Source organism: Treponema phagedenis (genome assembly GCF_008153345.1).
Lineage (GTDB): Bacteria > Spirochaetota > Spirochaetia > Treponematales > Treponemataceae > Treponema > Treponema phagedenis.
Map to the genome: position 1 here is coordinate 1,123,262 of NZ_CP042818.1, position 24,115 is coordinate 1,147,376.

The 24,115-nt window shown below is 38.8% G+C and carries 19 protein-coding genes; 10 read left to right on the plus strand and 9 right to left on the minus strand.

Features of this window, described 5'->3' with window-relative positions:
• Window positions 1-324 precede the first annotated feature (324 nt).
• Complete coding sequence (locus FUT79_RS04855) at window positions 325-2,472, plus strand: methyl-accepting chemotaxis protein (RefSeq protein WP_024753307.1); 2,148 nt, start codon at window positions 325-327, stop codon at window positions 2,470-2,472.
• A gap of 412 nt (window positions 2,473-2,884) precedes the next feature.
• Here the strand turns inward: FUT79_RS04855 and FUT79_RS04860 are convergent, their stop codons facing one another.
• The 6 genes from FUT79_RS04860 to FUT79_RS04880 all read right to left on the minus strand — a co-directional run bounded on the left by FUT79_RS04860 (window position 2,885) and on the right by FUT79_RS04880 (window position 8,723).
• On the minus strand, window positions 2,885-4,249 hold the full coding sequence (locus FUT79_RS04860) for a hypothetical protein (RefSeq protein WP_024753308.1): 1,365 nt from the start codon (window positions 4,247-4,249) through the stop codon (window positions 2,885-2,887).
• Between the two features lie 54 nt (window positions 4,250-4,303).
• On the minus strand, window positions 4,304-4,924 hold the full coding sequence (locus FUT79_RS04865; protein ID WP_024753309.1) for a hypothetical protein: 621 nt from the start codon (window positions 4,922-4,924) through the stop codon (window positions 4,304-4,306).
• 39 nt (window positions 4,925-4,963) lie between these two features.
• A complete protein-coding gene (locus FUT79_RS15020) occupies window positions 4,964-5,140 on the minus strand; it encodes a hypothetical protein (protein WP_187426461.1) in 177 nt (58 codons plus the stop codon).
• 266 nt (window positions 5,141-5,406) lie between these two features.
• Window positions 5,407-6,588, minus strand: a complete 1,182-nt coding sequence (locus FUT79_RS04870) for an IS630 family transposase (protein ID WP_148889330.1) — start codon at window positions 6,586-6,588, stop codon at window positions 5,407-5,409.
• A 103-nt stretch (window positions 6,589-6,691) separates the two neighbouring features.
• Window positions 6,692-7,084 (minus strand): hypothetical protein, encoded by a 393-nt coding sequence (locus tag FUT79_RS04875; protein ID WP_002698820.1) that lies wholly within the window; start codon window positions 7,082-7,084, stop codon window positions 6,692-6,694.
• Entirely contained in the window at window positions 7,071-8,723 is a 1,653-nt protein-coding gene (locus FUT79_RS04880; RefSeq protein ID WP_148878794.1) for a WD40 repeat domain-containing protein, read from the minus strand. The genes FUT79_RS04875 and FUT79_RS04880 overlap by 14 nt, the downstream gene beginning before the upstream one ends.
• A gap of 331 nt (window positions 8,724-9,054) precedes the next feature.
• On the opposite strand from FUT79_RS04880, the gene FUT79_RS04885 reads away from it, so the two are divergent.
• On the plus strand, window positions 9,055-9,303 hold the full coding sequence (locus tag FUT79_RS04885; RefSeq protein ID WP_148889332.1) for a hypothetical protein: 249 nt from the start codon (window positions 9,055-9,057) through the stop codon (window positions 9,301-9,303).
• A 484-nt stretch (window positions 9,304-9,787) separates the two neighbouring features.
• On the opposite strand, the gene FUT79_RS04890 is transcribed toward FUT79_RS04885, so the two are convergent.
• Window positions 9,788-10,468: an MgtC/SapB family protein gene (locus tag FUT79_RS04890; RefSeq protein WP_024753311.1), complete on the minus strand. Its 681-nt coding sequence runs from the start codon at window positions 10,466-10,468 to the stop codon at window positions 9,788-9,790.
• An 84-nt stretch (window positions 10,469-10,552) separates the two neighbouring features.
• Between FUT79_RS04890 and FUT79_RS04895 the strand changes: the two genes are divergently transcribed.
• The 7 genes from FUT79_RS04895 (at window position 10,553) to FUT79_RS04925 (ending at window position 22,367) form a co-directional block, all read left to right on the plus strand.
• Window positions 10,553-11,191 (plus strand): DUF4912 domain-containing protein, encoded by a 639-nt coding sequence (locus FUT79_RS04895; RefSeq protein WP_148889334.1) that lies wholly within the window; start codon window positions 10,553-10,555, stop codon window positions 11,189-11,191.
• A complete protein-coding gene (locus FUT79_RS04900; RefSeq protein WP_002698838.1) occupies window positions 11,188-12,765 on the plus strand; it encodes a 1,4-alpha-glucan branching protein domain-containing protein in 1,578 nt (525 codons plus the stop codon). Before FUT79_RS04895 ends, FUT79_RS04900 begins: the two co-directional genes overlap by 4 nt.
• A 340-nt stretch (window positions 12,766-13,105) precedes the next feature.
• Window positions 13,106-15,469, plus strand: a complete 2,364-nt coding sequence (locus FUT79_RS04905) for a SpoIIE family protein phosphatase (protein WP_024753312.1) — start codon at window positions 13,106-13,108, stop codon at window positions 15,467-15,469.
• A 491-nt stretch (window positions 15,470-15,960) separates the two neighbouring features.
• Entirely contained in the window at window positions 15,961-17,106 is a 1,146-nt protein-coding gene (locus FUT79_RS04910) for a nucleotide-binding protein (protein WP_148889336.1), read from the plus strand.
• Window positions 17,107-17,118: 12 nt separating this feature from the next.
• Complete coding sequence (locus FUT79_RS04915; protein ID WP_148889338.1) at window positions 17,119-19,299, plus strand: FapA family protein; 2,181 nt, start codon at window positions 17,119-17,121, stop codon at window positions 19,297-19,299.
• 40 nt (window positions 19,300-19,339) lie between these two features.
• Entirely contained in the window at window positions 19,340-20,362 is a 1,023-nt protein-coding gene (lgt, locus tag FUT79_RS04920; protein WP_002698854.1) for a prolipoprotein diacylglyceryl transferase, read from the plus strand.
• Window positions 20,363-20,426: 64 nt separating this feature from the next.
• Complete coding sequence (locus FUT79_RS04925; RefSeq protein ID WP_148878796.1) at window positions 20,427-22,367, plus strand: DNA topoisomerase IV subunit A; 1,941 nt, start codon at window positions 20,427-20,429, stop codon at window positions 22,365-22,367.
• A 465-nt stretch (window positions 22,368-22,832) separates the two neighbouring features.
• Here FUT79_RS04925 and FUT79_RS15025 read toward each other — a convergent pair whose 3' ends face one another.
• Complete coding sequence (locus tag FUT79_RS15025; protein ID WP_156009302.1) at window positions 22,833-22,979, minus strand: hypothetical protein; 147 nt, start codon at window positions 22,977-22,979, stop codon at window positions 22,833-22,835.
• 123 nt (window positions 22,980-23,102) lie between these two features.
• Between FUT79_RS15025 and FUT79_RS04930 the strand changes: the two genes are divergently transcribed.
• On the plus strand, window positions 23,103-23,459 hold the full coding sequence (locus FUT79_RS04930; protein WP_148889341.1) for a YhgE/Pip domain-containing protein: 357 nt from the start codon (window positions 23,103-23,105) through the stop codon (window positions 23,457-23,459).
• 195 nt (window positions 23,460-23,654) lie between these two features.
• Here the strand turns inward: FUT79_RS04930 and FUT79_RS04935 are convergent, their stop codons facing one another.
• Complete coding sequence (locus tag FUT79_RS04935; RefSeq protein WP_024753316.1) at window positions 23,655-24,089, minus strand: hypothetical protein; 435 nt, start codon at window positions 24,087-24,089, stop codon at window positions 23,655-23,657.
• Between the last annotated feature and the right edge of the window lie 26 nt (window positions 24,090-24,115).

The window sequence follows — 24,115 nt, forward strand, 5'->3', positions numbered from 1 at the left end:
TTTAAAAGCATCAAAAAGACGCTAGCGTAGAAAAAACTCTGTTATAAAATATATATTATATTTAAAAGTCTTGTGTTTTTCCTTTTTTTGCATTATCCTATAAAAATAGTAAAGCTAAAATTTATAAAAAGGAAAAAAATGTGTGTAAAATAGCAGCTCATGAAATTCACGTTTTTATTTCATTTTTAAAAATGACGGTATCAAAAAATCGATTCTTTAAAAGAAATTCTCTTTTTTGTCTTTTTATCGGTTCTTTCAGCAAGTGAAAATTTTTCGGTAAAAAACGGAGTTCTTGATCTGAGGAGAAAGAATTTATCAGATCCTGTGCCGCTGCAAATTCCCGGAGAATATGGTTTTTTTTGGAACAAACTTCTTGATACGTACGAGGAGCCGACAGAATTTATCTCAATGCCTTCAGGAATGTGGACAAATAAAAAAGAGACGGGAGGAAAGGAGTATCCTCACTACGGCTATGCAACTTATACGTTAAAAATTCTTCTTCCTGAAAATTATCACGATATTTCTCTTTGCCTTGAGCAGCCTCAAACTTCTATGAAAGTTATTGTGAACGGTGAAGAAGTCTGCGAAATCGGAAAGGTAGGGAAAACAAAGGAAACATATGCAAATGCGACTAAAATAAAAAATATTCCCTTACCGAATAATCAAAGTGAACTTAAAATTATGTTTCAGGTTGCTAATTTTTCCAGTCTAAGACCTTGTCTTGCGTATAATAATTTGAATATCGAGAAACGGGAAGTGCTTGACTTGTACATGTATCGTCAAGCAATTTTAGATGCCTTGGTAATCGGAATTGCGTTTGCAATAGGTATTTATCATTTCTTGCTTTTTTTATTTGATAGAAAAGAAAAAGCCTTTTTAGCGCTTACTGCTTTTGTAATGCTTGTTACAATTCGAATTTTTGTGGGTGGCGGCTGTGTCGGAGCAAGCGCGTTCGGCCTTTCTTGGGCAGCTTGTACCAGGATGGACTATTTAACCTTTGCAGTAGGCCCCTGTTTAATCTCTTTATACTTAAGAGCCGTATATCCGACTTCGATGCCTAAGTTAGTAGTAATGGCTTGTGTTGGCGAAGGATTGCTTTACGGACTGATAGTACTTATAACGCCCGCAACTATTTTTATGCGCTTTCTCGGGTTTCACCAAGCCGTGCTTGCATTACAATCGTTATATATTATATGGACTGTTATTAATTTATTGAGAAAAAAAGAAAGAGGAGCCATATTTATTGCATTTGGACTTATAGTACTTGTTATTACCGGTATTGTTGATATTCTGCGATCAATGTCGCTTTTGTATATAAATACAATGGTTCCTGTCGGTATTACGCTCTTTCTTTTTATGCAATCAATAGTGCTTGCGTTACGGGCAAATCTTGAAAAACTCAGAACCAATAAAACAAATCAAAAACTGGAAGTTTTTTCCGAGAAATTGAAGGTTATGTTTTCTGAAATTCAAAATGCTGCAGTTGCTTTATCAAAGGATGAGGAAATCTTAACGGGAAGTATGCAAAATGCAAATAAATCCGTACAAAAAATTTCGGATTCTATTGATCTTGTTCTAAAAGAAATTAAAAATCAGGAAACAGAGCTTGGAGAATCTGAAAAAAATACAAAAGAGCTCGATGTATTTTTAGGAAATTTGGATGAACAAATTATTAGGCAAAGTGATAAATCAAAAGCCGCGGTCAACAATTTATCTAATCTCGTTGAAAACACAAAGAATCTTACAAAAGAATTCCGCAGTATTGACGAAAGTTTTAACCATATCTCATCTGCGAGCGAGACCGGAAAGATTAATCTCAATATGATGACGGAGGCAATAACCGGCATTACAACCCGCTCCGAAGTTTTGCTTGAAACAAGTGAGCTTATCAGTCAAATTGCGGAACAAACAAATTTGCTTGCAATGAATGCAGCCATAGAAGCAGCACATGCGGGCGATGCGGGAAAAGGATTCGCTGTTGTAGCTGAAGAAATACGAACTCTTGCGGAAAAAGTTTCGGCAGAATCGTATTCTACCGGTAAAATTATAAAAGAAATAAGCATTGCGATTTCTGATTCTGAGACAGCTTCTTCCGCTTTATCTCAAAGTTTTGAAAATATAAGTGAAAAGGTGCATAATTTCCAAAAAGTATTAGTGCGTATTTCTGAATTCATTGATCAAAATCATGCGCAAAGTGCGGATATGGAAGAGGCAATGCAAATGGTTTTATCAGAGATGGATCAGTTGCAGGAGGAAAACAGTACCTTGGTAAAAACCAGATACAATGTATTATCCAGCTATGAGCTTTTAAAAAAGGCAACTGAACAGGTAAATGAAGAAATCGATCTTATGATAAGTTCAATTACGGATCTGATTTATGCGTTAAACCAAACAACGAAGGCTCAAGACGATACAAGAAAAACAGTTATACTTTTAAATAATCTTACGCAAGATGCGGTCGGCATTGAATAAGATTATTCCATTGTATAAAAGACAGCGCTTACGCGTAAACAAGGGGCTGCCGCCCCTTAAACCCCCGCCGTCCGTGGCGGTTCTGAATGTAATGTTTGCTATTCCTGCTTACAGTAGCTGCGAGTTTAAAAGCTTCAATTTTACAAAACAGTGTTAATGCTTTTAAACATCGTTTGGAATTGAGCAACGGTGGGCAATGTACCATAGGAATACTTAAATCCGCACGCCGTTATTGTTAATGCCACGATTACTAACAACTTAATTACAAAACGCTGTACTATTGGAGCCTTTTTTCGCTTATTGAAAATAATTTACACGCTTCTGATTACTGCTTGTTAAGTGCCTGCCCATGCGGACAAAAAATAAGCAGGGCAATTTCTTGCCCTGCTTATGGGGTTAGGTTATAAGACTGTTAGTTTGTTTTTACAACTTCAACAGTACATGAACTGGAATACCATTCCGTCACAGGCGGTGTAGAGGTGTTTTCGTATTCATACACAACGGTAACGATGTATTTCTTGGTGAAATCTGTAATGCCGTCTTTATCAAAAAGAAGCTTAAGTTCAGATTTGCCTACAGGGTGGGTATTACTAGGAGCGGTGTAGATACCTCGAGCTGGGTCGTCAACCTTAGTGCCTCCGACGAACCATGTTGCAGATAGAAGTTTTCCTTCGGTGGGCTTCAGTTCTATTGCGTCTTGGTCGACTATTTCGTATGTGGGGGGAGTAGTAGAAGGTTGTTTCTCTTTGATCCTAAGTTTCTTAATATTTTTATAATCGGTAATCTGCGGACCTTCAGTGTATATTGGGAATGTAAAATTGAATGAATTCATAACGACATTCCACCGAGCTGAATATACCATATTCTCTGTTTTCTGAGCTAGAATTTCCAGTACCTTGGTCTTATTCGGAACTGTCACAACTGGCGGATTTCCGTTTAATGTGGACAACTCAGGTTCTCCATCATACCAGCCCCAAAGTTTATAGGAATATCCTGCATCGGTTTGAGCCTTTCTTCCAGCCCATGCTTCCGGTCGTAAGGGGGTTGGTGCCAGTTCGGCAGTTGCTAACGGAATTGCTTTTGTGGAATAATGGTAAAAGTCTACCACTTGGTTATCCATACCGGGATTTTCGGGATCAACAGGTGTTGCTGTTCCTTTTTTTGTACCGTATTGTTCTGCCATAGTACCTGACTGCACGTCTTGCTTTCTGTTCTTCATATAGCCGCCTACCAGGTTATAGGTAATAGCAGCCATGTGTATTTTGTTATCGCTGTCTTTATTTTCATACTTGCAGGGGGCAGACTCACCAAAGTCATTGAAGGCAACAATTTCTACCGTATATAATTCGTTCATGCTTAGCTCTATTTCCTCGGATTTATTTACCTCCGCGTCAAAGTTTTTTTCTGCTTGAGGAGTTCCCTTTATTGTAAGTTTAAAACCATCTTCATTGTAGGATGAATCTGTCCAAGTAAATTTTACCTTGTATTTGAGGGGTGAGGGAGTGGGGGGAGTGGGGGGAGGTATAAGCGCATTTGCTGTTATATCTTTAGGATATACATACTCCACTTTGAGGTTTCGTGGTGCACGCGGTGCCACGCCGAAGATATTACCCATGTCAAGGGTTTCCGTTGTTTTATTACCCGGATCAATTACCAGCACAGCTGTTGTGGTATTAAGTGGTATCGCAGTCGTAGGCGGATTAAGTTCTTTATAAAACTCCATTGTAAGATTATACCTTCCTGCGGGAATATTCTCTTTTGTGTAGGTAAACTTCATGCGGCGATCACTCCAGTTGTTTGCATCGTTTTGTACTGGGTCAAAAGTCTTTACCTATTCATCATCAATTTCAGGTGGGGGTGTGGGTACAACTGCGGGTGTGACAGGCGAAGCCTTAACTTTCACGAATTTTATTACACCATTTGCAGGAGCACCAGCGGCAGCAGCGGGATCAAGGGGATTTACAAAAACCACCGTTATCGCTGCTTCTCCTAGTCCCTTAGACGGGATTACAGGCTTCATAATAAAATTATTACCTTTTACCATTGTACTGGTAACTACAATAGTTGTCTCTCCTTTCAAAGCTTCTATTTTCCTATCTTCATCAGTATACGCGGTCATAGTAAACGCATGTGAACCTTCTTCCAGTTCAACGGTCGCCCTGCTTTCTCGCAATTCTTTATAGCTATAGTTGATTCCGCCGGCTGGAAGAACAGTACTGGTCAACGTAAAATAAAGCTTGTCCTTAAGGTCCTCTGTCCATGGGTCGGGCAAAAGGGTTCTTGCGGTGGTTTTAAAGTTTTTGCCGCTGATGGTTATTGGGACGAGGATTTTTCCGCTTGCCAATACAATCGGTTTTTTGTCCAAAACACCGGATCCGCCTTTACAGCCTGCAATAAGGGCTATCAGCCCTATTAGCAAGGCAGCCATTGTCATTTTTCTTGATGCTTTCATATAGCACCTCCTTGTAAATTTTTACTGCCAATGGCAGTTTTATTGCACAATTATTGTGCATGTATCGCTAAAAAAACTTCCGTTTTTTTTAACAACTAGTTTTAATTCATATTCACCTTTCTCTACGCCTTCATTTATGCCAAAGTTCGGGTCTTTATGAATAGGCAGCTCTAAACACATCTCTCTTCCTACGATTACTTCGATAGAAGAGGGCATGTTTTTGTCGCTCAGCGTCCATGTATAGATTTCGCAATTAAGTGGGGCACCGATAATAAAAAGCCCGCAATCCTTTGATACCGTATATGTTTTGCTGCGAAAGATTTTACCGTTTTCGGGCTCTTTTGCATTTTCGTTTGCTTTTTTCCAAATATATTCTTCAGGGGTGGTAAATCTATTATTGTAGTCTTGAATTAAGGTATCCGTATTGTGTTTGCAGGCAAAGGAGAAAGCACAGAATATACTTATAACTAGTATAACGTTTTCTAATTAAGTTCATATTTGAGAGCGTCGGTTATAACCGCTTCAGAAACATCGAGATCATCAAGATTGTATTTCCAATGGAATACGACTGGCTCTTCATTAATCTCGTCAAAGTATTTATACAGTCGATTAACTAACTCTGTTTTTGATTTTACTCTCATGCCCCGCAACAGTTGTCTTGTTAGTTTGCTGAAAAATCCTTCAATCATATTTAACCAAGAACCATGCTTTGGCGTAAACACAAACTCAAATCTTCCCGGTACCGTTGAAAGATATCGAATGGTTTCTTTGGAGGTATGTACTTTTAAGTTATCCAAAATGATTCTAATTTTATCTTCTTGCGGGTATCGTTCATCAAGTATTTTAAGAAATTGCACATAATCTTTACTGGTGTGACTGTCGCTTACAAGAGGAATGGCATCCCCCGTCTGTAAATCAATGCCTGCTAAAAGTGAGAGCGTGCCAAGCCGTTTGTATTCATAATCACGGCGAATGCATTGATGGGTTTCATCAGCAGGTAAATCATCGCTTGTCGTCGCGATAGCTTGTATGCCGGGCTTCTCATCATACGAAACAACATGGATATTCTTCCCTTCTTCTGTCTGTAATGGCTTATTTTCCTCAAAATAAAGTTCAAGTTGCTTATAAACGAGCAAAACATTGTGCATTTTTCTATCAAAGTCAGGGTCTCTGTTTTCACAGTAATATTCTATTTTGTAAGGTTTAATGTCTGCTTCAGTTAGTATTTTAAATACCGTTGTTTTATGGATAGTAGCGAGCCGTAGGTATCCTGCACTTTCAGCGGTGGTGTTAATATGCTTTGTTAACAGTGCGTAAGTCCATGTTTCTGCAGCATACCCAAAAGTAGTCGGTTTTTGACAAGCGAGATTTATAATCCACGATTTCTCTTCATCGGTAATTTCCGGATTGTTTCCGCGTCCGGGTGCATCGGTGAGAGCATGCTCTACGCCGCCCTGCTTATATTTCTTAAGGCAGAGCGCAACGCTTCTATACGTATAGCCTACCTTGTCGGCTGTTTCCTTAATGGACAGCCCCTTGCTTTTAAGCAAAAGTATTCGTGCACGCGTGCGCGTTTGTGCTTGGATTGTTCGTAAACGAACAAGTGATTCAAGGTACGTGAGCTCTTCAGGATTTAGTTCAAGTTTACTCGGCGGTTTGGGCATGCAATACTCCTTAGTGATAAAAAGCTGTTGAGATAGTATCACAAACCAAAGAAAAATACAATATACTTTTCAGAAAAACGCTACACTAGCATACTTTTTATTTTCATTTTGTCCTCGCTTTTTTATATGTAATATCAATGCGATAACAAAGAGAAAATGAAAACGAAAATTTTGTTATCGAATCATACAAAAAACCGGCATGCCCGTTTATGCCCTTCCAGCCAACGCCCGCAACAAGGTTCAGAACAAACGAATAATACGACTTGGTTGCAATGTTCTGTTTAAAGCTGCCGTTCCACAATGATTGTATTGCAAAACTGGGGGCTGCTTCAATATAGATCCTGAAATTATTTTGAAAAGGTTTTACGGTAAAGCCGAGCGGCGCATATAATACAAATGTAGGAATATAGGGGCCGCGCATTTTTTTGCCGGTTTCTTCATAGTAATAATTATGCGGAAAGTTTTTGCGCGGAAAGCCGACATCAAAACCAACCACGCCGCCGAAATAAAAGGGCGCAATAAAGGCTGTTGCAAAGATACGCAACTTCCGTGTTAAAGCTCAGCAAAAAGGGCTTCGGCAGGGTGTTCAGCCCCAGCCGTATTTCAAGTCCGTCCGTTGTATGGAAAAAAGCTTTTTTGTTGTAAGCCGTTCCGACCGCAGAATACGGGGCTGTTTGTTCCGGCTCTTTTTCGGTAACCGCAGCTGTTTCCGTAGATGGCTGTGCTGCCGGCTCTTCTTTGGTAATCGCAGCTATTTCCGCAGGCGGCTGCGCTGCCGGCTCTTCTTCGCTAAGAATCTGACGTATTGTTTTTTCTATCGCCTGCTGAATCAATACCTCTATTTTTTCTGATGCGGCCTGCACCGCTTTTTCGGCAATCCCGTCAATGCTCATATGTGAGCCAGTCTCTTTTGCCGAAGCTTGCGCCGCTTCAAGCGCTGCTTGCTGCGCAGCCTTTTCCGCTGCGGCCTTAGCCTCTTCTGTCTGTTGCTTGGTAATACCGGCAAGCGCTTCTCTCTCTGCTTGCGCCTTTTTCGCCGCTTGCGCTGCCGCTTTTTGCACTGAATCCCAAATAGCTTGTTCAGCCGCATCTTCCGCCGCTTTTTGGGCGGTTTCAATTGCAGTTTGCTGGGCTGTTGCTAACGCGGCAGCTTTATCGCCTGTAAAATGCTCAACACTTATTCGGTATATTTTTCCGTTTTTGCAAATCGCTAAAAGCTTTTTTCCGTCATTACTTATTCGGAAAGCTTTTACAGGAGATTTCCCGAAGCTGTCTATTGTATCCGTTAATACGCCGCTTTGTACAGAACAAAACTGTAAAGCGCCCTTTTTATCCGCAATTATTAAAAATCGTCCGTCAGAACTGAAGTCAAAGGTTTCTATTCCTTTTTCTTCTATTATGTCCTTTTGAACCACGCCTTTAAAATCTCGTATTGAAATCCGGTTTGCATCAGTGCAACTTGCAAAACTTTTACCCGACGGCGAGAATACTACCGGAAGTTTTGCTTTTCCGTAATGGTCAAACTCTTTTTCAACAGCAAAATTATTTGTATTCCACAATTTGATCACATCACCAGAGACGGAAAACAAATGCTGTCCATCCTTACTAAACGCAAGGCTTTGAACTGAATTTGTATGCCCCGCAAAAAATATTTTTACCTCGTGTGAGGAAAGTTTTAAGGTATTGCTAATAAAAATTTTTCCGTCATTGAGCCCTCCCGCAATTAAATTACCTTCAGAGCTATATGCAAGCGAGGTCAATTGTACATACGAAGGGACAGTATATTTTGAAAGCGGTTTATTTTGGGTAATTGCTCGTTTTATAATTGTATTGTCTTTTCCTGCGGAAACAAAATTTGCGGTTTGAGAAGAAAAACCTAAAAAAATAAGTTCATTATTGTGATCTTTTAATGTGCGAATACGTTCTAAGCTCGTATCATCGACAAGAAAAACCGAGTTTTTGGACGCATAGGCAAAAACCGAACCGTCCGCAGACCAAGAAGGATAGCGGTACGCATCGCTTTCTTTTCCGTTTACAACAAGCTCGGCATAGATCGATAAATTTATGCAAAAAAAGAACAAAAATATGAAAAAAGGCTTTATTTTCTGTTGAGCAACACCCTTGCGCAAGCCCATTGTTTTGTATACTCCTTTTATACCATTATAACGTTTTTTTTAATAGCTCAATCTATTCTTCACTTACAAAGTTAATTACAAAATGCTGCACCGGAACTAAGTATATCACTGAAATTAAAAAAATCCACTATTAACCTTTATTAATGTATTTTTTTTGCAATTATTGCAAAAGAAGAGAAATATTTCTTTTTTAAACGCAGAATTTTGAATTTGATACATATTAAAGATACAACGTCAAAAACTGAAAAAACAGGTTTTAGGTGTTGACAGAATATCAATCTCTTTACTATTATACAACCACTAATTTCTATAATAAGCAGAGGAAGGCAGTATGAGTTATAGCGTTGATTTTAGCGAAAACAAGTTAGATGATATGTATTTTTTCGAAGATGATTTTGATGATACATATGATGATGACGATTTCGACGATGATGATTTCGATGATGATGACTTTGACGATGATGATTTCGATGACGATGACTTTGATGACGATGATTTCGACGACGATGATTTCGACGACGATGACGACTATGACGACTATGACTATGATCACGAAGATGATCCCGATTTTGATATCTAATCCTGCTTTGATTACACCTGTTTTTGTAACTTGTCGGGAATAGATACAACCTTTACACTGATTGCGGAGTGCCCGTTTCCGCAATCAGTTTTTTCATAAATGAATAACATAGGCTTTCGTATCCGTCCATTCCCCTTTTTTCAATTCTTTTCCAATTATCTACAATGTATCCTGCTGATTTCTGGCATAACGTTTTCTTTGATAACGCTATTCGTGCTTGTTCTGATTTTACCGTCCGTGACAAAAACTTAACCTATCTGTTTGGAACTGATGCGAGAATGTCTTCTATATTATGGACTCTTTTTCAAAAGTCGCAAGCTATGCGAATCTTTTTATAAGTTCTAATCGGAGTTGAAAAAGCCCGTAGCCGTGATTCGGTTTTTGTTTTCGTTTAAAACCAAGTTGGACATTTTTCGCTTTATGCTAATTTACGGCATCCGATTTTTCGCTTAAATTGTAATATTCAAAAGATAAAGGCCGGTGTTTATCCATGTATGGAAATAATATCTGTATTTTTTCGTAAAGATTCAATAAAAGGCGAAATTTTTATATTTTGAGGAATTTTGCACAGGAGCTTCAGCGTATATACTGCGCTGTCATCACAATGAACCTTAAATCTTAATAAGGAGATATTATGCTCGGCGCAAGTGGTAAGTATAAATTGAATAATTTCCGCTTCCGCATTTACTTTTAATGAGATTGAGCGAATAGTATTAAATCTTCCATGATAAAAACGAGAATGAGAAATAATTTGTGCAATAAATACAACTATGGTGGTAAAAAAGCCTTCAATATACATTCCGGTAGCCATTGCCATTCCGATTCCGGCTGTTGCCCAAACGCCTGCTGCCGTGGTAAGTCCGGTTATAGATTTTTTTCGCATAAAAATAGTTCCCGCACCTAAAAAGCCCACTCCGGATACAATTGCCGCTGCAACTCGAGAAGGGTCAAGGTCTATTCCCTTTGTTTGCAGTACATCATAAAAGCCATATTTTGAAATCGTCATCATAAGGCAGGATGCTGCCGCCACAATAATATGGGTACGTAAGCCTGCCGCTTTTAAACTATGTTCGCGTTCGTATCCGATAAGTGTTCCACAAAGCACAGCAAACATAATTCTCATAAGGAGGACATAAGGCGGTAAATAATCAGGATATTGAAGCATAGAAACTCCGGGATTTTGTTAAAAACTCTTACAGTCTTGACATAAGACAATATATTATACATGATGTTTTTGATGGTGTAAAGAATGAAATTAACAAAATCTTATTTGGAATCAATATCTACGGAAGAATTATTTCAGTTGGCAAATGAAATGGATCTTTACCTGCCTTATGAGCTGAACCGACAATTAATTATCGGAGAAATCCTTGAATTTTCTATGGATCAGAAAGATGAGCCTTCTTTTCTTTTTGAAGGAGAAATTACTGAAACGCCGTCTATGCCACAATTGTATAATATAACGGAAATTCATGCTCTTTTCCGCGATCCTATTTGGCTCTTTGTTTTTTGGGATATTTATGGGCAGCTTTTTAAAACAATTAAAGAAAGCAGCGATTTTATCAGTTTTTTCTTGCGTGTCCATTCTTTTGACAAAGAAGATTTACTAAAACCCGTTGATTTCTTTGATATTGATGTTCCGCCAAATGACAGAAAGCGGTATATACATCTTCCTTTAACGGAGGCGGCAAACAGAATAGATCTTTGCTGTAGAATGATAAATCAAGAGCAAATTCTTGCACAATCCGAAGTAATTGCGGTACCGCGCTTTCTTATTGAGCAAAGACTCTGCGTATCCGAAAACACAAGCGAAAAGATAATCAGTTTATCCGGACTGAAAACATTAAAAAAATCTCATTTTAATACGTATCGGCAGGCTTTCCGATGAATAAAAAAAACACCCGTTCAATTATTTTTGTTTTTGACCTTAGACTTCCTTATTGCCGAGATAGTACTGAAAGCGGCAGTATCGCCGAAACCTGGCTTTTTCAAGAAGTTTTTTACAACTATCTGCCGCTTTTACGCATGTGCCGTAACTTGGAAAAAGAGGCAATACCGTTTCATTTTGCAATGGCAATTAGCCCGGTCATCTGTGAAATGCTTGCCGACAGTAAAATTGCAACCCGCTGCATGCAAAAACTTGAATTACTGATTGACTTAGGTAAAAGAGAGTTAGTGCGGCTTGAGAATTTTCCGCTTGAGCGTGCACAGGCCGAAGCTGTTTTACATTGCCTTTTACAAAATAAGGAAGATATTGAAAACGGGTATACAATATTAAAAAGCATTGATTACTTTGCTTCCAGGGGGAACATAGAGTTGCTTGCAACAACTGCAACGAATTGTTTTTTACCCTTTTATCAAACCATGCCGGAAGCAATTGCCGCTCAAATAGAGATGGGGCTTATTAATTATCGCAAGCATTTTTCCACTATTCCTACCGGCTTCTGGCTGCCCGAATTGGGGTATAACAGCGGCTTGGAAAAAATGATAAAAGCCTACGGGTTTACCTATACTGTCTTGGAAACGCATAGTTTTTTATTTAGCGATCGCTTACCGCGTCGAGGTGTTTTTGAACCCTCAATGGCGGAAAACGGTTTAATTTTTCTTGGAAGGGACAGGATAGCCTCTGAAGAAATATGCGGTACAAGGACTTCTTATGCCAACTCTGCGGATTTTGCCGATAAAGAACAGGATATCGGATTTATTCTCTCCGAAGAGTATTTACAACCGCTGCTTTGTTTAAATAAAGAGAGAAGGGTAACCGGTTTTTTTTATCGAACCAAGTCGGGGCAAACCTATGATCGGGAAAAAGCTTTGCGTTTGGCAGAAAACCAAGCGGCAGCCTTTGTTGCTGCTCGAAAAAAAATTTTTGATGAGGTAGAAGATATTGCGCAAATTCCGCATATTGCATCGGTTTGCACGTTTCCGATTTCGATTTCCGGTTTTACATGGGCGGAGGGACTACATTGGTTGCAAACTGTTTTTATGCTGGCTGCAAAGGATGAAGAAGTACAGACCGCTCTGCCTGATGCATTTGCCGGAGCAACAAGGCGGCTTTCCGTTATTTATCCGTTTTACGGCTCTTTACTTGATGACGGATACGCGGGCTCACTGATATCTAATGAAAATGACTGGATGTACCCGTATATTCGCAAAGCGACTGAACGAATGATTGATATAACCGAACGCTTTCCCGATGACGGCGGCTTTAAGGAGCGTTTGTTGAACATGGCTGCACGGGATGTTTTGCTCTCTCAATCGTTATTTTGGCCATTGCTATCCGGTACGGGAATTTACCCCGAGTATGCAACGCAAGAATGTAAAGATCATATACAGGCTTTCACCGTAGTCTATGAATCGCTTGGCTCCGGCATCGTAAGCTCTGAATGGCTTACAAAAAGAGAAAAAGAGCTTCCTCTTTTTGCGGAAATAAATTATCGTTTTTTCAGTAAGAAAAAATAAAAATATTTTAAATTCTATACTTTTTTTCTAAATTATTTTATACTGTCAAAAATATTCTAAATGTAGAATTTTTACCAGTGTATCAATATGAACGAATATTTTATATATATAATGGAGTAGTTTTAAAAACTCAGTTATTAAAATTGCCGAGGAGCTGTTATTTGCAGTTTTGCGGTAATAATTTACAGAAAAGCATCGCAAAAAAGCTTAAAGAAAAACTCTAAAAATATTAATTTTAGAGTTTTCCCTACAGTTTTTTTAATCAATGTGGGTGAGAAACAGTAAATGAGTGGTAATAAAAATATAAAACAATTTGTTTAAGGGAAAACTATAGGACGCAATGAAACACATACTGACCCCGAATTTTTTCTTTATAGTGATGAGTGTTCTTTTTATTTTTGTACTGATCATTTTTTCATTACTTGGTAGTTTGCATTTTATAAAAGAAACTATCACCGCAAAAAAACAGGCCGCCGCCGTATTAAATAATGAACTCATGCCTTCAAAAAGCAAACAAAAAAAAGCGGATGCAAGGCTGGTAGGGCACGGACTAAGAACAAAATTTATTTTATTTGCACTTATTTTGGCGATCTCTATTATTCTGATTATCGGAATCCCTTTACAAATTAAATTTTCACAAGCACAAAAAAAGCTACTGGCGGATAATTTATTATCTCGTCTTAACATTTTATTGGAAAACACTGCTTTTTTAGGGCAACAGTATATTCCCGAAAAAAAAATACTCGAACTTGATCTTTTACTCAATCAAATTATTCTTATGAAAGAAGCTGAATACGTAATTATTACCGGAGAAAATCCTTCTGCAAACGAAAATGAAAAAGGTTTGGATTTTATCCTTGCAACAAATACCGAAGAAATTAAAAACGAAATAAATACCCCATATTACATACAGGGGAAGTCCCGTTTTATTCATAAGGGAGTTCCTGAAATCATAAAAAAAATAACAAAGGTTAATATCAAAGCACAAAATGCGGCAGAATATATTGATACCGGACTAAAATATTTAGCGGAAGAGCAAGAGGTTTCAAAATTCCCTACAAATTCTGAAGAGTTAAAACGATATTCCGAAGTTTATGATATGTTCATACAAATAGAAGCGCAGCTGTATAGAAAATTTTCCGAAATAGCCGATGAGGCAGTTGGTTCATATCCTGCGTATGATGCGACCGATATTTCCCCAAAAAATACCGAATACCTATTTTATAAACCGATTTTATATCGACAAGGTCAGGAAACAAAAAACTTTGTGCACGGGATTGTGTTTATTAAAGTTTCAACTAAGACATTGTTAGAAAAAATTATTTCAGAGAAAAACAAACTTATCAAAATTATATTTTTTATTTCTTTTATAGCCTTCGCGGTGGGGATTATCGGAGCGTATATTCTTGCCTCAATTATCATAACTCCGATACGACAGCTTGTATCGCATGTTGCAATGATTCGCGATACGGAAAAAAAGGAAACCCTTGCAGAGAAATTGATACAAATAAAGGGTAAGAACGAAATTGCTATGCTTGGAAGTACCATCAATGATTTAACAGAAGCTTTGGCACAGGCGGCAATAGTATCAAAAGATTTGATCGTAGGAAAAGAAATCCAAAAAATGTTTATTCCCTTGGAAAAAAATTCTGATGGAAGAAAACTTACTTCCGGCTATACGTCCGATACCCATGTTGAGTTTTTCGGATATTATGAGGGGGCGGTTGGAGTTTCCGGAGATTATTTTGATTATATCAAACTTGATGAAAAATATTATGCAATTATCAAATGCGATGTTGCCGGGAAGGGCGTGCCTGCCGCTCTTATAATGGTAGAAATCGCAACGCTTTTTCAAAACTTTTTTAAAGACTGGAGCTTTGAAAAACACGGTATTAATTTAGATTCGATTGTCTTTCGCATAAACGATCTTATCGAAGCTCGGGGTTTTAAAGGTCGCTTTGCCGCATTTACGCTTTGTGTTTTTAACGCCGAGTCGGGCGAAGCTTTTTTTTGCAATGCGGGAGATAATATTATTCATATATATGATGCGCAGGCAAAAAAAATGAAGCAAATTACCTTGCATCAAAGTGCTGCCGCAGGAGTCTTTGAATCCGAAGAATTAAAAAAGAGAGGCGGTTTTAAAATTGAAAAAATTACTATGGGAAAAGGCGATGTACTGTTTTTATTTACCGACGGCATTGAAGAGGCAAAGCGTTTTTTCAGAAATGAGCAGTTCAAGCGTACCGATTATGATAATGCTGAATTTGCTTCCGATAATAAACGGATAATGCATCAGGTGGGAGTGGACAGTGAAGAGCTTGGGACGGATCGAGTACATAAAATTATAGAATCGGTTTTTAATAATAAAAAATTCAGTTTGAAAAAATTGCATGATCCTATTCCGTGTGAGCGATTTGATTTTGACTTTAGCGCTTGCAGAGGCACGGTTACGGAAGTCGTCCTCGCGCTTATTTCTGTTGAACAAGTTTTCCGTATGTATAAACCGGATACTGCAACAGCCTTTGATAAAATACGGGTGGATAAAAAGGTGGATATGTTTTTATCCAAATATTTTTTACAATATCCTCAATACTGTAGCTACAAACAAAAAAATACTGAGTTCGAAGAATACCTGTATTATTCTTATGTAAAAGAGGATGAGCAATATGATGACTTAACTATTTTGGGCATTATGAAAAAATAATAGTTTGAAAACTCCGAGTACGCTGTGGTAGTTTTCAAACTCAATTCTGTGTGGAACCACGGGCATCCGTGCCCGTTCTGAGTTTGACAACGGTGGGCAATTTACCATAGGAATGCTTAAATCCGCAGGCCATTATTGTTGATACTCCGATTTTTATAACTGGAAGTTAATTACAAAACGCTACACTACATATAAAATAGACTATTTTATATAAAGTCCTTGACCAGTCCGCCATTGTTGCATACACTACAGACAAACGTGTTTATATCCGTTAAATTGAAAGAGATAACATGTCGATATTTTGTTTAGCAGTTTGAAGTTTCCGCATGCAAAACCGGAAACTTAAAAACAAATAAAAGAAAATAAAAACAATGCGTAAACTGCAGGACATAAATCGGACGTATCAGTTTATTGCTTGTTTAAGCGACTGTAGAATAAGGGCAAAATCCGGTCTATAAATGGACAACGTGAATGAATGAAGGGAGTAAAAAATGCAGATAATACCCATTGCCAGCGGAAAAGGCGGTGTAGGAAAAAGCTTACTTGCCGCTAACTTGGCAATAACACTCGGACAAGCAGGAAAAAAAGTGGTTATTGCCGATTTAGATTTGGGGGCATCAAATTTACATTTAGTAATCGGAGAGCAAGCACATAAACGAGGAATAGGCACTTTTTTAAGCGGCAGTTCAAGCTTTAAAGATATACTGATTCAGACAAATTATGCGAATGTTACGTTTATTCCCGGAGATTCAGAAATCCCGGGCTTTGCCGCTTTACGAGCGTCTCAAAAAAATATGCTTACGCGTAACCTTCTTAAACTTGAAGCTGATTATCTTATTCTTGACCTTGGGGCCGGCACGCATCTTGGCATACTTGATTTCTTTTTACTGTCGTCGCAGGGAATTGTGGTAACGGAGCCGGCAGTTACCGCAACGCTTAATGCGTATCTTTTTTTAAAAAATATTGTATTTAGAATGCTGTATACCTCATTTAAAAAAGGTTCAAAGGGAGCTGCCTTTCTGGAAAACTTAAAAAACAATACCGACACCATGCAGCGTATGTATATTCCGAAAATAATTGAGGAATTAAAAACAGTTGATCCTGTAAATGTCGAAGTTTTTTTGAAGCGGATAAATCACTTTAAGCCTCGTTTAATAATGAATTTAATTGATGATCCAAAAGATGCGGATAAAGCATTAAAAATACGCCGTTCGTGTAAAGAATACTTAAACATTGATCTTGAACACCTGGGTGTTATTTACCGTGATTCTCAGCAGGATATTGCGCTTGCATCCCGATTACCGATAGTACTTTATAAACCACAATCAATTATTTCTCAGGCAATTTATCGCATTGCGGATAAAATTCTGCAATCGGAAGGCGAAAATTTTGCTGCTATACAAAACTATGAAGAATTCGTTGATGAAAGTTTTTCTTCTGCCGAACTTGAGGCTGAAATAGACTATCGTTCCAGAATGACCTACCTTGAAGAACTTTTGGGAACCGATGCACTTACTCCTGCGGATTTAATCGAGATGATAAAATCTCAGCAATATGAAATTTCAGTGCTAAAAAAACAAAATACGCTTTTTCAACATAAAATAAAAAAAGCACTTGACCAAGGCTGCATACTATAGGATTCTGCCGATATGAGTGAAAAAATATGGCATATACAAAAAAATCAGAAAAGCAATCGTTGGTATCTTTCATTTGATAGCATACCCGATGGCGATTTTCCTCATCCAAAAGATATTTTGCAGGAAGCCGAAAAAACAGGTTTATCTCCGTTGCAGCTTATCAGAGAAGAAAGCATTCAAAAGTATTTTGATAAAATTCAGGAAACAGGAAATTTAGAACCGCTTGAAATAGAACTTAATCCTAAATTTGATGCAAGAATTATTGTTTCGCAAGATAAATTGCAGGCGGAGCTCTATGTACGCAAGGCAAGAGAAAATCCGAACTCTCTGAACACAGCACTTATTATGAATATACTCAACTCTTCAGGTATTAAATCGATTAATACAGCCGCTATTCAAAAAGAGTTAGAGAGTTTTGTCGCCTCTGAAAAAATGGAATTTTTTTATGTGATTGCCGAAGGAGAACCGCCGACACGGGGAAAAAATCGCGAATTAATTTCTCATCTTCCTGCCGAGCCGCATAAAAATCTTCAGGCGGTTATAGCGCGTTTAAAAAATCCGGACGCTTATACCGACCAAAAAGATAATCCCGTAACGGATTCCGAATTTCCTTTAAGTGAAGCGGATGCATTGTATCTTGTATCCTCTGAAGAGGTGCTCTATGATTTTTCAGAGCCAACCGAAGGAACAAGCGGCCTCGATATTTACGGAGAAGTTATAGAAAGCCTTCCGGGGAATGATCCATTTGTATCGGATCTAAGAAATATTATTCAAAATTCTGATTCCCTTATTGCGGAGAAAACCGGTGTTCTTTTACACGCAAATACGGAAGGTGGCGTTAAGCTGCGGATTATTCCCTATAAAAATGCTTCCGCCCGCGCTGCCGTAAGTAGAGATCAAACCGAGGTAAGTCTTTTTTTGGAAGAAGGCAAAGGTGCAGGCATAAAACTTTCAAAAGAAATAATTATGAATGCTTTGCAAAAAATCAACATCACAGAAAATATTCCTGATGAAAGTATTCACGAGGCGATAACACACGCCCAAAAGGCGGAAAAAGAAACCGAGTATATTATTCTTACCGGAGAACATGCGGTTCTGCCGAACTCTTACGAATTTTCATGGATTGCCGATTTAAGTGCCTCTCACGCGGTTACGGTAGAAAAAGATTCGGTAATTTTAAAAGCTCGATTTATGCCTGAGGGGAAGGCAGGAAAAACAGTTTTCGGGGAGAACATTCTTCCGGAAAAAGGTGTTTCTGAAAAACTTCCCGATTGCGATCAATCAATCAGCGTCCAAACGGAAGGAACTGATAAAATCTACACCGCAAATATTTCCGGTGAATTGACCAGAGTAAATAACTGTCTTTCTATCTCGGTTCTTAAAACAATAAATACCGCTATTGACGAGATTGCAAATGAAATTTATTTTCCGGGGAATTTATTAATTACCGGAAATATTCCGAATGAAAAAACAATTAAGGTTGCAGGCTCTATTCAGGTAAAGGGCAATGTCGGTATTGATTTTTTATCGGCACAAAATGCGCTTGTTATCGAAGGCGGAATACAAGGAAAAAAAAGAGGCATTCTTTGGGCGAAGAATACCATAGAAATAAAATTTGCGGAATCCGCGCGCCTGTATGCGGGTAAAAGAATACATATACAAGATCACTGCTTTGGATGTATTGTAAAAACAAACGATATGCTCATACTGACAGGGAATCCCGGAGTGTTAATCGGCGGAAACATTCATGCAGCGCGAGGAATAGAAGCAAAAGAAATAGGCGCAAAAAAACGAATACAAACGCTTATTTCTTTTGGGCAGGATTATTTAATTAAAGATGAAATTGAAGTGCATGAAAAAGAAATGAGAGAAAATAATGCGCGTCTTGCAATTCTGGAATCCTCAATCGAAGCAAAAAAAGAAGCGGAAACATTACAGCAGGCATTGACTGATGAAAAAGTAAAACTTTTAAAACGTAATAAAGAGTTAGGGCTGAGGATCTTTAAATTAAAAGAAAATTTTGAAACGCATATAGAATCTGAAATTAGGGTTCTTGGAACCGTGTATCCGGGAACCGTATTTGAAAGTCATGGCAGATTTTTTGAAGTAACGGAAGAACTTATGCATGTAATTTTTTATTTTGATAAAGAATGCGGCTTGATTCAATATAAAGATATTATTGATGAAGTATAATTAATATTCATAAAATATAAACTTACTACTGGGAGCATGTATGTTATTAGCAATTCAGTACCCATCATGGATACACCCCGAAATTATTCCAGGATTTCCGGTGCGGTGGTACGGACTTATGTATATAGTGGCCTTTGCGATCGCTTATTTTTTATTCAGTTATCAGGTAAAGCACGGAGAGCTTAATAAAGCAATACAATCCGAAGTGAAAATTACCGACGATGATGTTGTCAGTTTTTTTACATGGGGAATTATCGGGCTTTTGCTCGGCGCTCGGATTTTTTCAACTATCATTTATGAGCCGGGGAGTAGGTATCTTTTTAAGCCGTGGCTTATTTTTTGGCCATTTTCCGAGGACTGGGAGTGGGTAGGCTTGCAAGGCATGTCTTATCACGGCGGTTTTATCGGCGGCTTTCTTGGGGCGCTTTTTTGGACAATAAAACATAAACAGCCTTTCTTGGCATGGGCTGATTCTTTGGCTATATCAATTCCGCTCGGGTATACATTCGGGCGGTTGGGGAATTTTTTTAACGGAGAATTGTACGGGCGAATTACCGACAGCCCTATCGGCATGATTTTTCCGCATGTGCCCTTAAACGACTGCTTCCCCGCATCGGAAGCTTGGGTACAAGAGTTTGCCGCGCGTGTCGGAATCCCCGTGGTTGAAGGAGCGCAGTTTGTCAATTTACCGCGTCATCCGAGCCAATTATACGAAGCTTTTTTTGAAGGCATTGTCCTTTGGCTCTTCCTTTGGCTACTACGAAAAAAGAAACCCTTCAACGGATTTCTTACCTGTTTGTATACAATCGGATACGGAACCGTCAGATTCTTTATTGAGTATTTCAGACAACCCGATGCGGATCTCGGATACCGTTTTTCGCCGACAAACTCTGGTAATATTTATCTCTATGAATCATGGAAAAATATTTCTACCGGACAGGTACTCTGTTTTATCATGATTGCCGGCGGCTTAGCTGCAATGGCGGTTTTATGGTTTTTCCAAAAGAAGAAAAACGCCGGTGTTCAAAAGCAGCCCCTTAAAGATTCTTCGAACCGACAATGAGCTTGTACGTTTTTACCAAACAACGCTCTTTAGAATAAATACTCTTTTTTAGGATGCTTTTATCATGGATTATATTGAATCGCTTTTTAATAAAAACTTTTTAGAGTACGCAAGTTATGTTATCCGCGACCGCGCCATTCCCGATTTGGAAGACGGATTAAAACCGGTGCAGCGCCGTATTCTTCATTCACTGTTTGAGATGGATGACGGGAAGTTTCACAAGGTTGCAAATGTTGTCGGCCATTGCATGAAATATCACCCGCACGGGGATGCGTCAATCGGGAATGCTTTGGTAGTGCTTGCGAACAAAGAATTGTTTATCAGCAAGCAGGGAAACTTCGGTAATATTTACACCGGCGATGAAGCGTCCGCCGCTCGATACATTGAATGCCGCATAACCGAATTCGGAAAAAGTCTTTTGTATAATCCTAATATTACACAGTACGTGCCGTCATACGACGGACGGAATAAAGAGCCGCTTGTTTTCAGAGCAAAGATTCCGGTGGTGCTGGTAATCGGTGCGGAAGGAATTGCGGTCGGAATGTCTACCAAAATTCTTCCGCACAATATCAAAGAAATACTCGAAGCGGAAATACAGTGCATTGAAGGCAAACCTTTTGCGCTTTATCCCGACTTTCCTACCGGCGGACTCATTGATGTTTCAGAATATGGGGACGGACTCGGCAAGGTATTGGTGCGGGCAAAGCTTGATACAAGCGACGAAAAACGCATTGTGATTAAAGAGCTTCCGTTCGGCAGCACCACCGAAAGCATGATTACCTCAATCGAAAACGCAAGTAAATCGGGAAAGGTAAAAGTTTCTGAAATAAACGACTACACCGCCGAAACAGTTGAGATAGAATTAAAACTTCCGCGCGGTGTGTACAGTCAGGACGTGGTTGATTCTCTGTATGCCTTCACCGAATGCGAGCAATCCATATCCTGTAATTTACTGGTTATTAAAAACAACCTTCCGCAGCAAATGACGGTAACCGATGTAATTAAAAACCATGTGAAGCAGCTTCTTCAGATTTTAAAAGATGAGCTTGAGTATGAGCGGGCTATGCTGCAAGAGCGGCTGCACATGCGCACCCTTGAGCGTATTTTTATTGAAGAGCGGATTTATAAAAAAATAGAGACCATGAAAACGGCAAGCGGTGTTATTACGGCGGTACTCAAAGGGTTTGAGCCCTTCCGTGCCGAGCTTATCCGCGATATTACCGAAGACGATGTTGACAAGCTGCTGAAAATACCTATCCGAAGAATTTCACTTTATGATATCAATAAGAATAGGCAGGAAACCGAAGAAATACAAAAGCGTTTAAAAGAGATTGCCAAACTTTTAAAAAACTTAAAAGGATATGCGCGCTCCGTGCTTGAAGGCATTCTTGCCAAACTTGATTCGGAAACGGTAAAACGAAAAACGGAAATTACCGGCTTTACCAAAATCGATGTAAAAGAAGCGGTGAGCCGTGACATCTCCCTGCGCTATGATGAGGAGACCGGCTATCTCGGCACATCGGTTACAACCGGAAAAGAAATTTTAAAAGTAACGCCCTATGACCGCATTTTTATTTTGCGCAAAAGCGGCGTATACACGGTAACCGATGTACCCGATCGGCTCTTTGTTGACACCGGCATGTGGTACTGCGGCTTTGCGGAAAAGGAAGAACTTTCGCAAGTGCTTTTTACGCTCATCTACAAAGATGCCAAAACAGGCTGTCCTTACATCAAACGCTGCCGAGTTGAAGGATATATTTTAAACAGAGACTATCTGATTGTCCCCGACGATGCGACGCTGCTTTTTGTGCACACCGCCGAAAAGTTTGACTTCACCGTACAGTACGAACCGAAACCCCGAGTCAAAAAACTTGAAGAAAACTTTAAGGCGCAAGACTATCAGGAAAAAGGCTTACGCACCCTCGGCATAAAACTTTCAAACCGAATCGCAACTTCCGCAAACCTCGCCGTAAAAAAACAAGCAACAAAAAAATCTTCTCAATAAAAATTGAAATGTCGAGGGAGGAGCTTACTAAAAAGGCTCCGCCTGAAATACAAGGGCGGGTATTACGTATAGGGTTTTTAGTTGTCAGAAAACCGGAAACGGATTTTTAGTCTCATGTTGTGTAATTAATTTCCTGTTACTAATTGAAACACCACAATACTCTTGCAGATTTCAGCATACTATGGAAGATACTCGCCCTTGCTCAATTCCAAACGATGTTTTAAAGCATCACCACAAAACTGTAAAATTGAAGCGTTAAAACTCGCAAAGTTTCATTTTGCCACGGATGCCAAAATGAAACCGTTGTATAAAATGAATTGAAAACTAATTGAACCATCAAAAAACCGCTGTAGTAGTTCAATTTAAATGGCGTATACGCGTATTAACAAACAATATTGTAAAAATTTTTACTTAAAAATACTTGTCTTTTTTATATGGTAAGTGTATTGGCGAACAGATTAGAGTTTATAAAGGTATTTTATTCAAAATGCAGGATGTGCAGGAGCGTTTGCAAGGGCGGTATGTTGCGGCTTTTTTGTACCCAAATGCTCCGCGCTGATACTCCGTTCTCACTTGTGCTTTGAATTGCTCATTGTGCTGTTTTCTTTCCATTTGTTTTTCTCCTACTGTTCGTGTCAAACTTTTGGAGGGGAGGTACACGTTACCATAAGAGTGCGAATTATTGTCCCGCATCAAACCACGCATGGCGGAATCGCTTGAGGCGTAAATCAAATTATGTCAGGCGTAAATCAAATTATGCCAGGCGTAAATCAAATTATGCCAGGCGTAAATCAAATTATGCCTGGCGTAAATCAAATTATGCCTGGCGTAAATCAAATTATGCCAGGCGTAAATCAAATTATGCCAGGCGTAAATCAAATTATGCCAGGCGTAAATCAAATTATGCCAGGCGTAAATCAAATTATGCCTGGCATAAATCAAATTATGTCAGGCATAAATCAAATTATGTCAGGCATAAATCAAATTATGTCAGGCATAAATCAAATTATGTCAGGCATAAATCAAATTATGTCAGGCATAAATCAAATTATGTCAGGCATAAATCAAATTATGTCAGGCATAAATCCTTAGAATGCAAGGCACGGGCGATGGTTTAGTAATATACTTTTACTTCGCCCAAAAGCGGGGAGATTTTTATAGTAGTTTGACACAGTTATTATAGTTTTGTCGAAAATAGGCTGGTACTAACCGAGAAAATCTTAGAAAAGAAAAAAAGCGTATTAAAGAAAAAAACTGTTTGTATTGATAAAAGCGTTTTCCGCCTCTTCAGTGCTTTGTAACAGCTCGCTTAAGAACATATCGATTAAGCAAAGTCTCTTTTTTGTTTTTATTTGAGCCTTCAAAAAGAATTGAATCGGGACTGAGAGCTCTATATAATTCAATGCGATTGTTATTAAATTGCGCCCGTATATATCCGGCGGAATTTATAGACCATATCCCCGTGTCTATAACAGGAAAATTTTCTCTGTCTACATAAAGGCTTGTTTTTTCGACCGTTTTATCTGTTCTGAAAATAATGCTTATTTCAACACCGGCTCCTTCAAGGTCGGGGTACTTCGCCTTAAAGATGCCGTCAAGTATTTTTTCCGGTGCAGTCGGGGTAATCGGCACTTGTGTAGGTTTTTTGTTTTTTGATGCGCAGTTAAATATCAAGAGGGCGCCTGTTAAAAACAAACAAAAAATAAAAAGTCTCTTTATCATAAGAAAACCCCGCAACGATTATTCGG

Excerpts from the sequence above, each read along its gene's own strand:
- FUT79_RS04880 (WP_148878794.1), bottom strand. The coding sequence starts at position 8,723 with ATGGGCTTGCGCAAGGGTGTTGCTCAACAGAAAATAAAGCCTTTTTTC.
- FUT79_RS15020 (WP_187426461.1), bottom strand. The coding sequence starts at position 5,140 with ATGCCCTCTTCTATCGAAGTAATCGTAGGAAGAGAGATGTGTTTAGAG.
- FUT79_RS04925 (WP_148878796.1), top strand. The coding sequence starts at position 20,427 with ATGGATTATATTGAATCGCTTTTTAATAAAAACTTTTTAGAGTACGCA.
- FUT79_RS04870 (WP_148889330.1), bottom strand. The coding sequence starts at position 6,588 with ATGCCCAAACCGCCGAGTAAACTTGAACTAAATCCTGAAGAGCTCACG.
- FUT79_RS04860 (WP_024753308.1), bottom strand. The coding sequence starts at position 4,249 with ATGAAGTTTACCTACACAAAAGAGAATATTCCCGCAGGAAGGTATAAT.
- FUT79_RS04930 (WP_148889341.1), top strand. The coding sequence starts at position 23,103 with ATGTCAGGCGTAAATCAAATTATGCCAGGCGTAAATCAAATTATGCCA.
- FUT79_RS04935 (WP_024753316.1), bottom strand. The coding sequence starts at position 24,089 with ATGATAAAGAGACTTTTTATTTTTTGTTTGTTTTTAACAGGCGCCCTC.
- FUT79_RS04865 (WP_024753309.1), bottom strand. The coding sequence starts at position 4,924 with ATGAAAGCATCAAGAAAAATGACAATGGCTGCCTTGCTAATAGGGCTG.
- lgt (WP_002698854.1), top strand. The coding sequence starts at position 19,340 with ATGTTATTAGCAATTCAGTACCCATCATGGATACACCCCGAAATTATT.
- FUT79_RS04900 (WP_002698838.1), top strand. The coding sequence starts at position 11,188 with ATGAATAAAAAAAACACCCGTTCAATTATTTTTGTTTTTGACCTTAGA.
- FUT79_RS04890 (WP_024753311.1), bottom strand. The coding sequence starts at position 10,468 with ATGCTTCAATATCCTGATTATTTACCGCCTTATGTCCTCCTTATGAGA.
- FUT79_RS04885 (WP_148889332.1), top strand. The coding sequence starts at position 9,055 with ATGAGTTATAGCGTTGATTTTAGCGAAAACAAGTTAGATGATATGTAT.
- FUT79_RS04905 (WP_024753312.1), top strand. The coding sequence starts at position 13,106 with ATGAAACACATACTGACCCCGAATTTTTTCTTTATAGTGATGAGTGTT.
- FUT79_RS04910 (WP_148889336.1), top strand. The coding sequence starts at position 15,961 with ATGCAGATAATACCCATTGCCAGCGGAAAAGGCGGTGTAGGAAAAAGC.
- FUT79_RS04895 (WP_148889334.1), top strand. The coding sequence starts at position 10,553 with ATGAAATTAACAAAATCTTATTTGGAATCAATATCTACGGAAGAATTA.
- FUT79_RS04915 (WP_148889338.1), top strand. The coding sequence starts at position 17,119 with ATGAGTGAAAAAATATGGCATATACAAAAAAATCAGAAAAGCAATCGT.
- FUT79_RS15025 (WP_156009302.1), bottom strand. The coding sequence starts at position 22,979 with ATGGAAAGAAAACAGCACAATGAGCAATTCAAAGCACAAGTGAGAACG.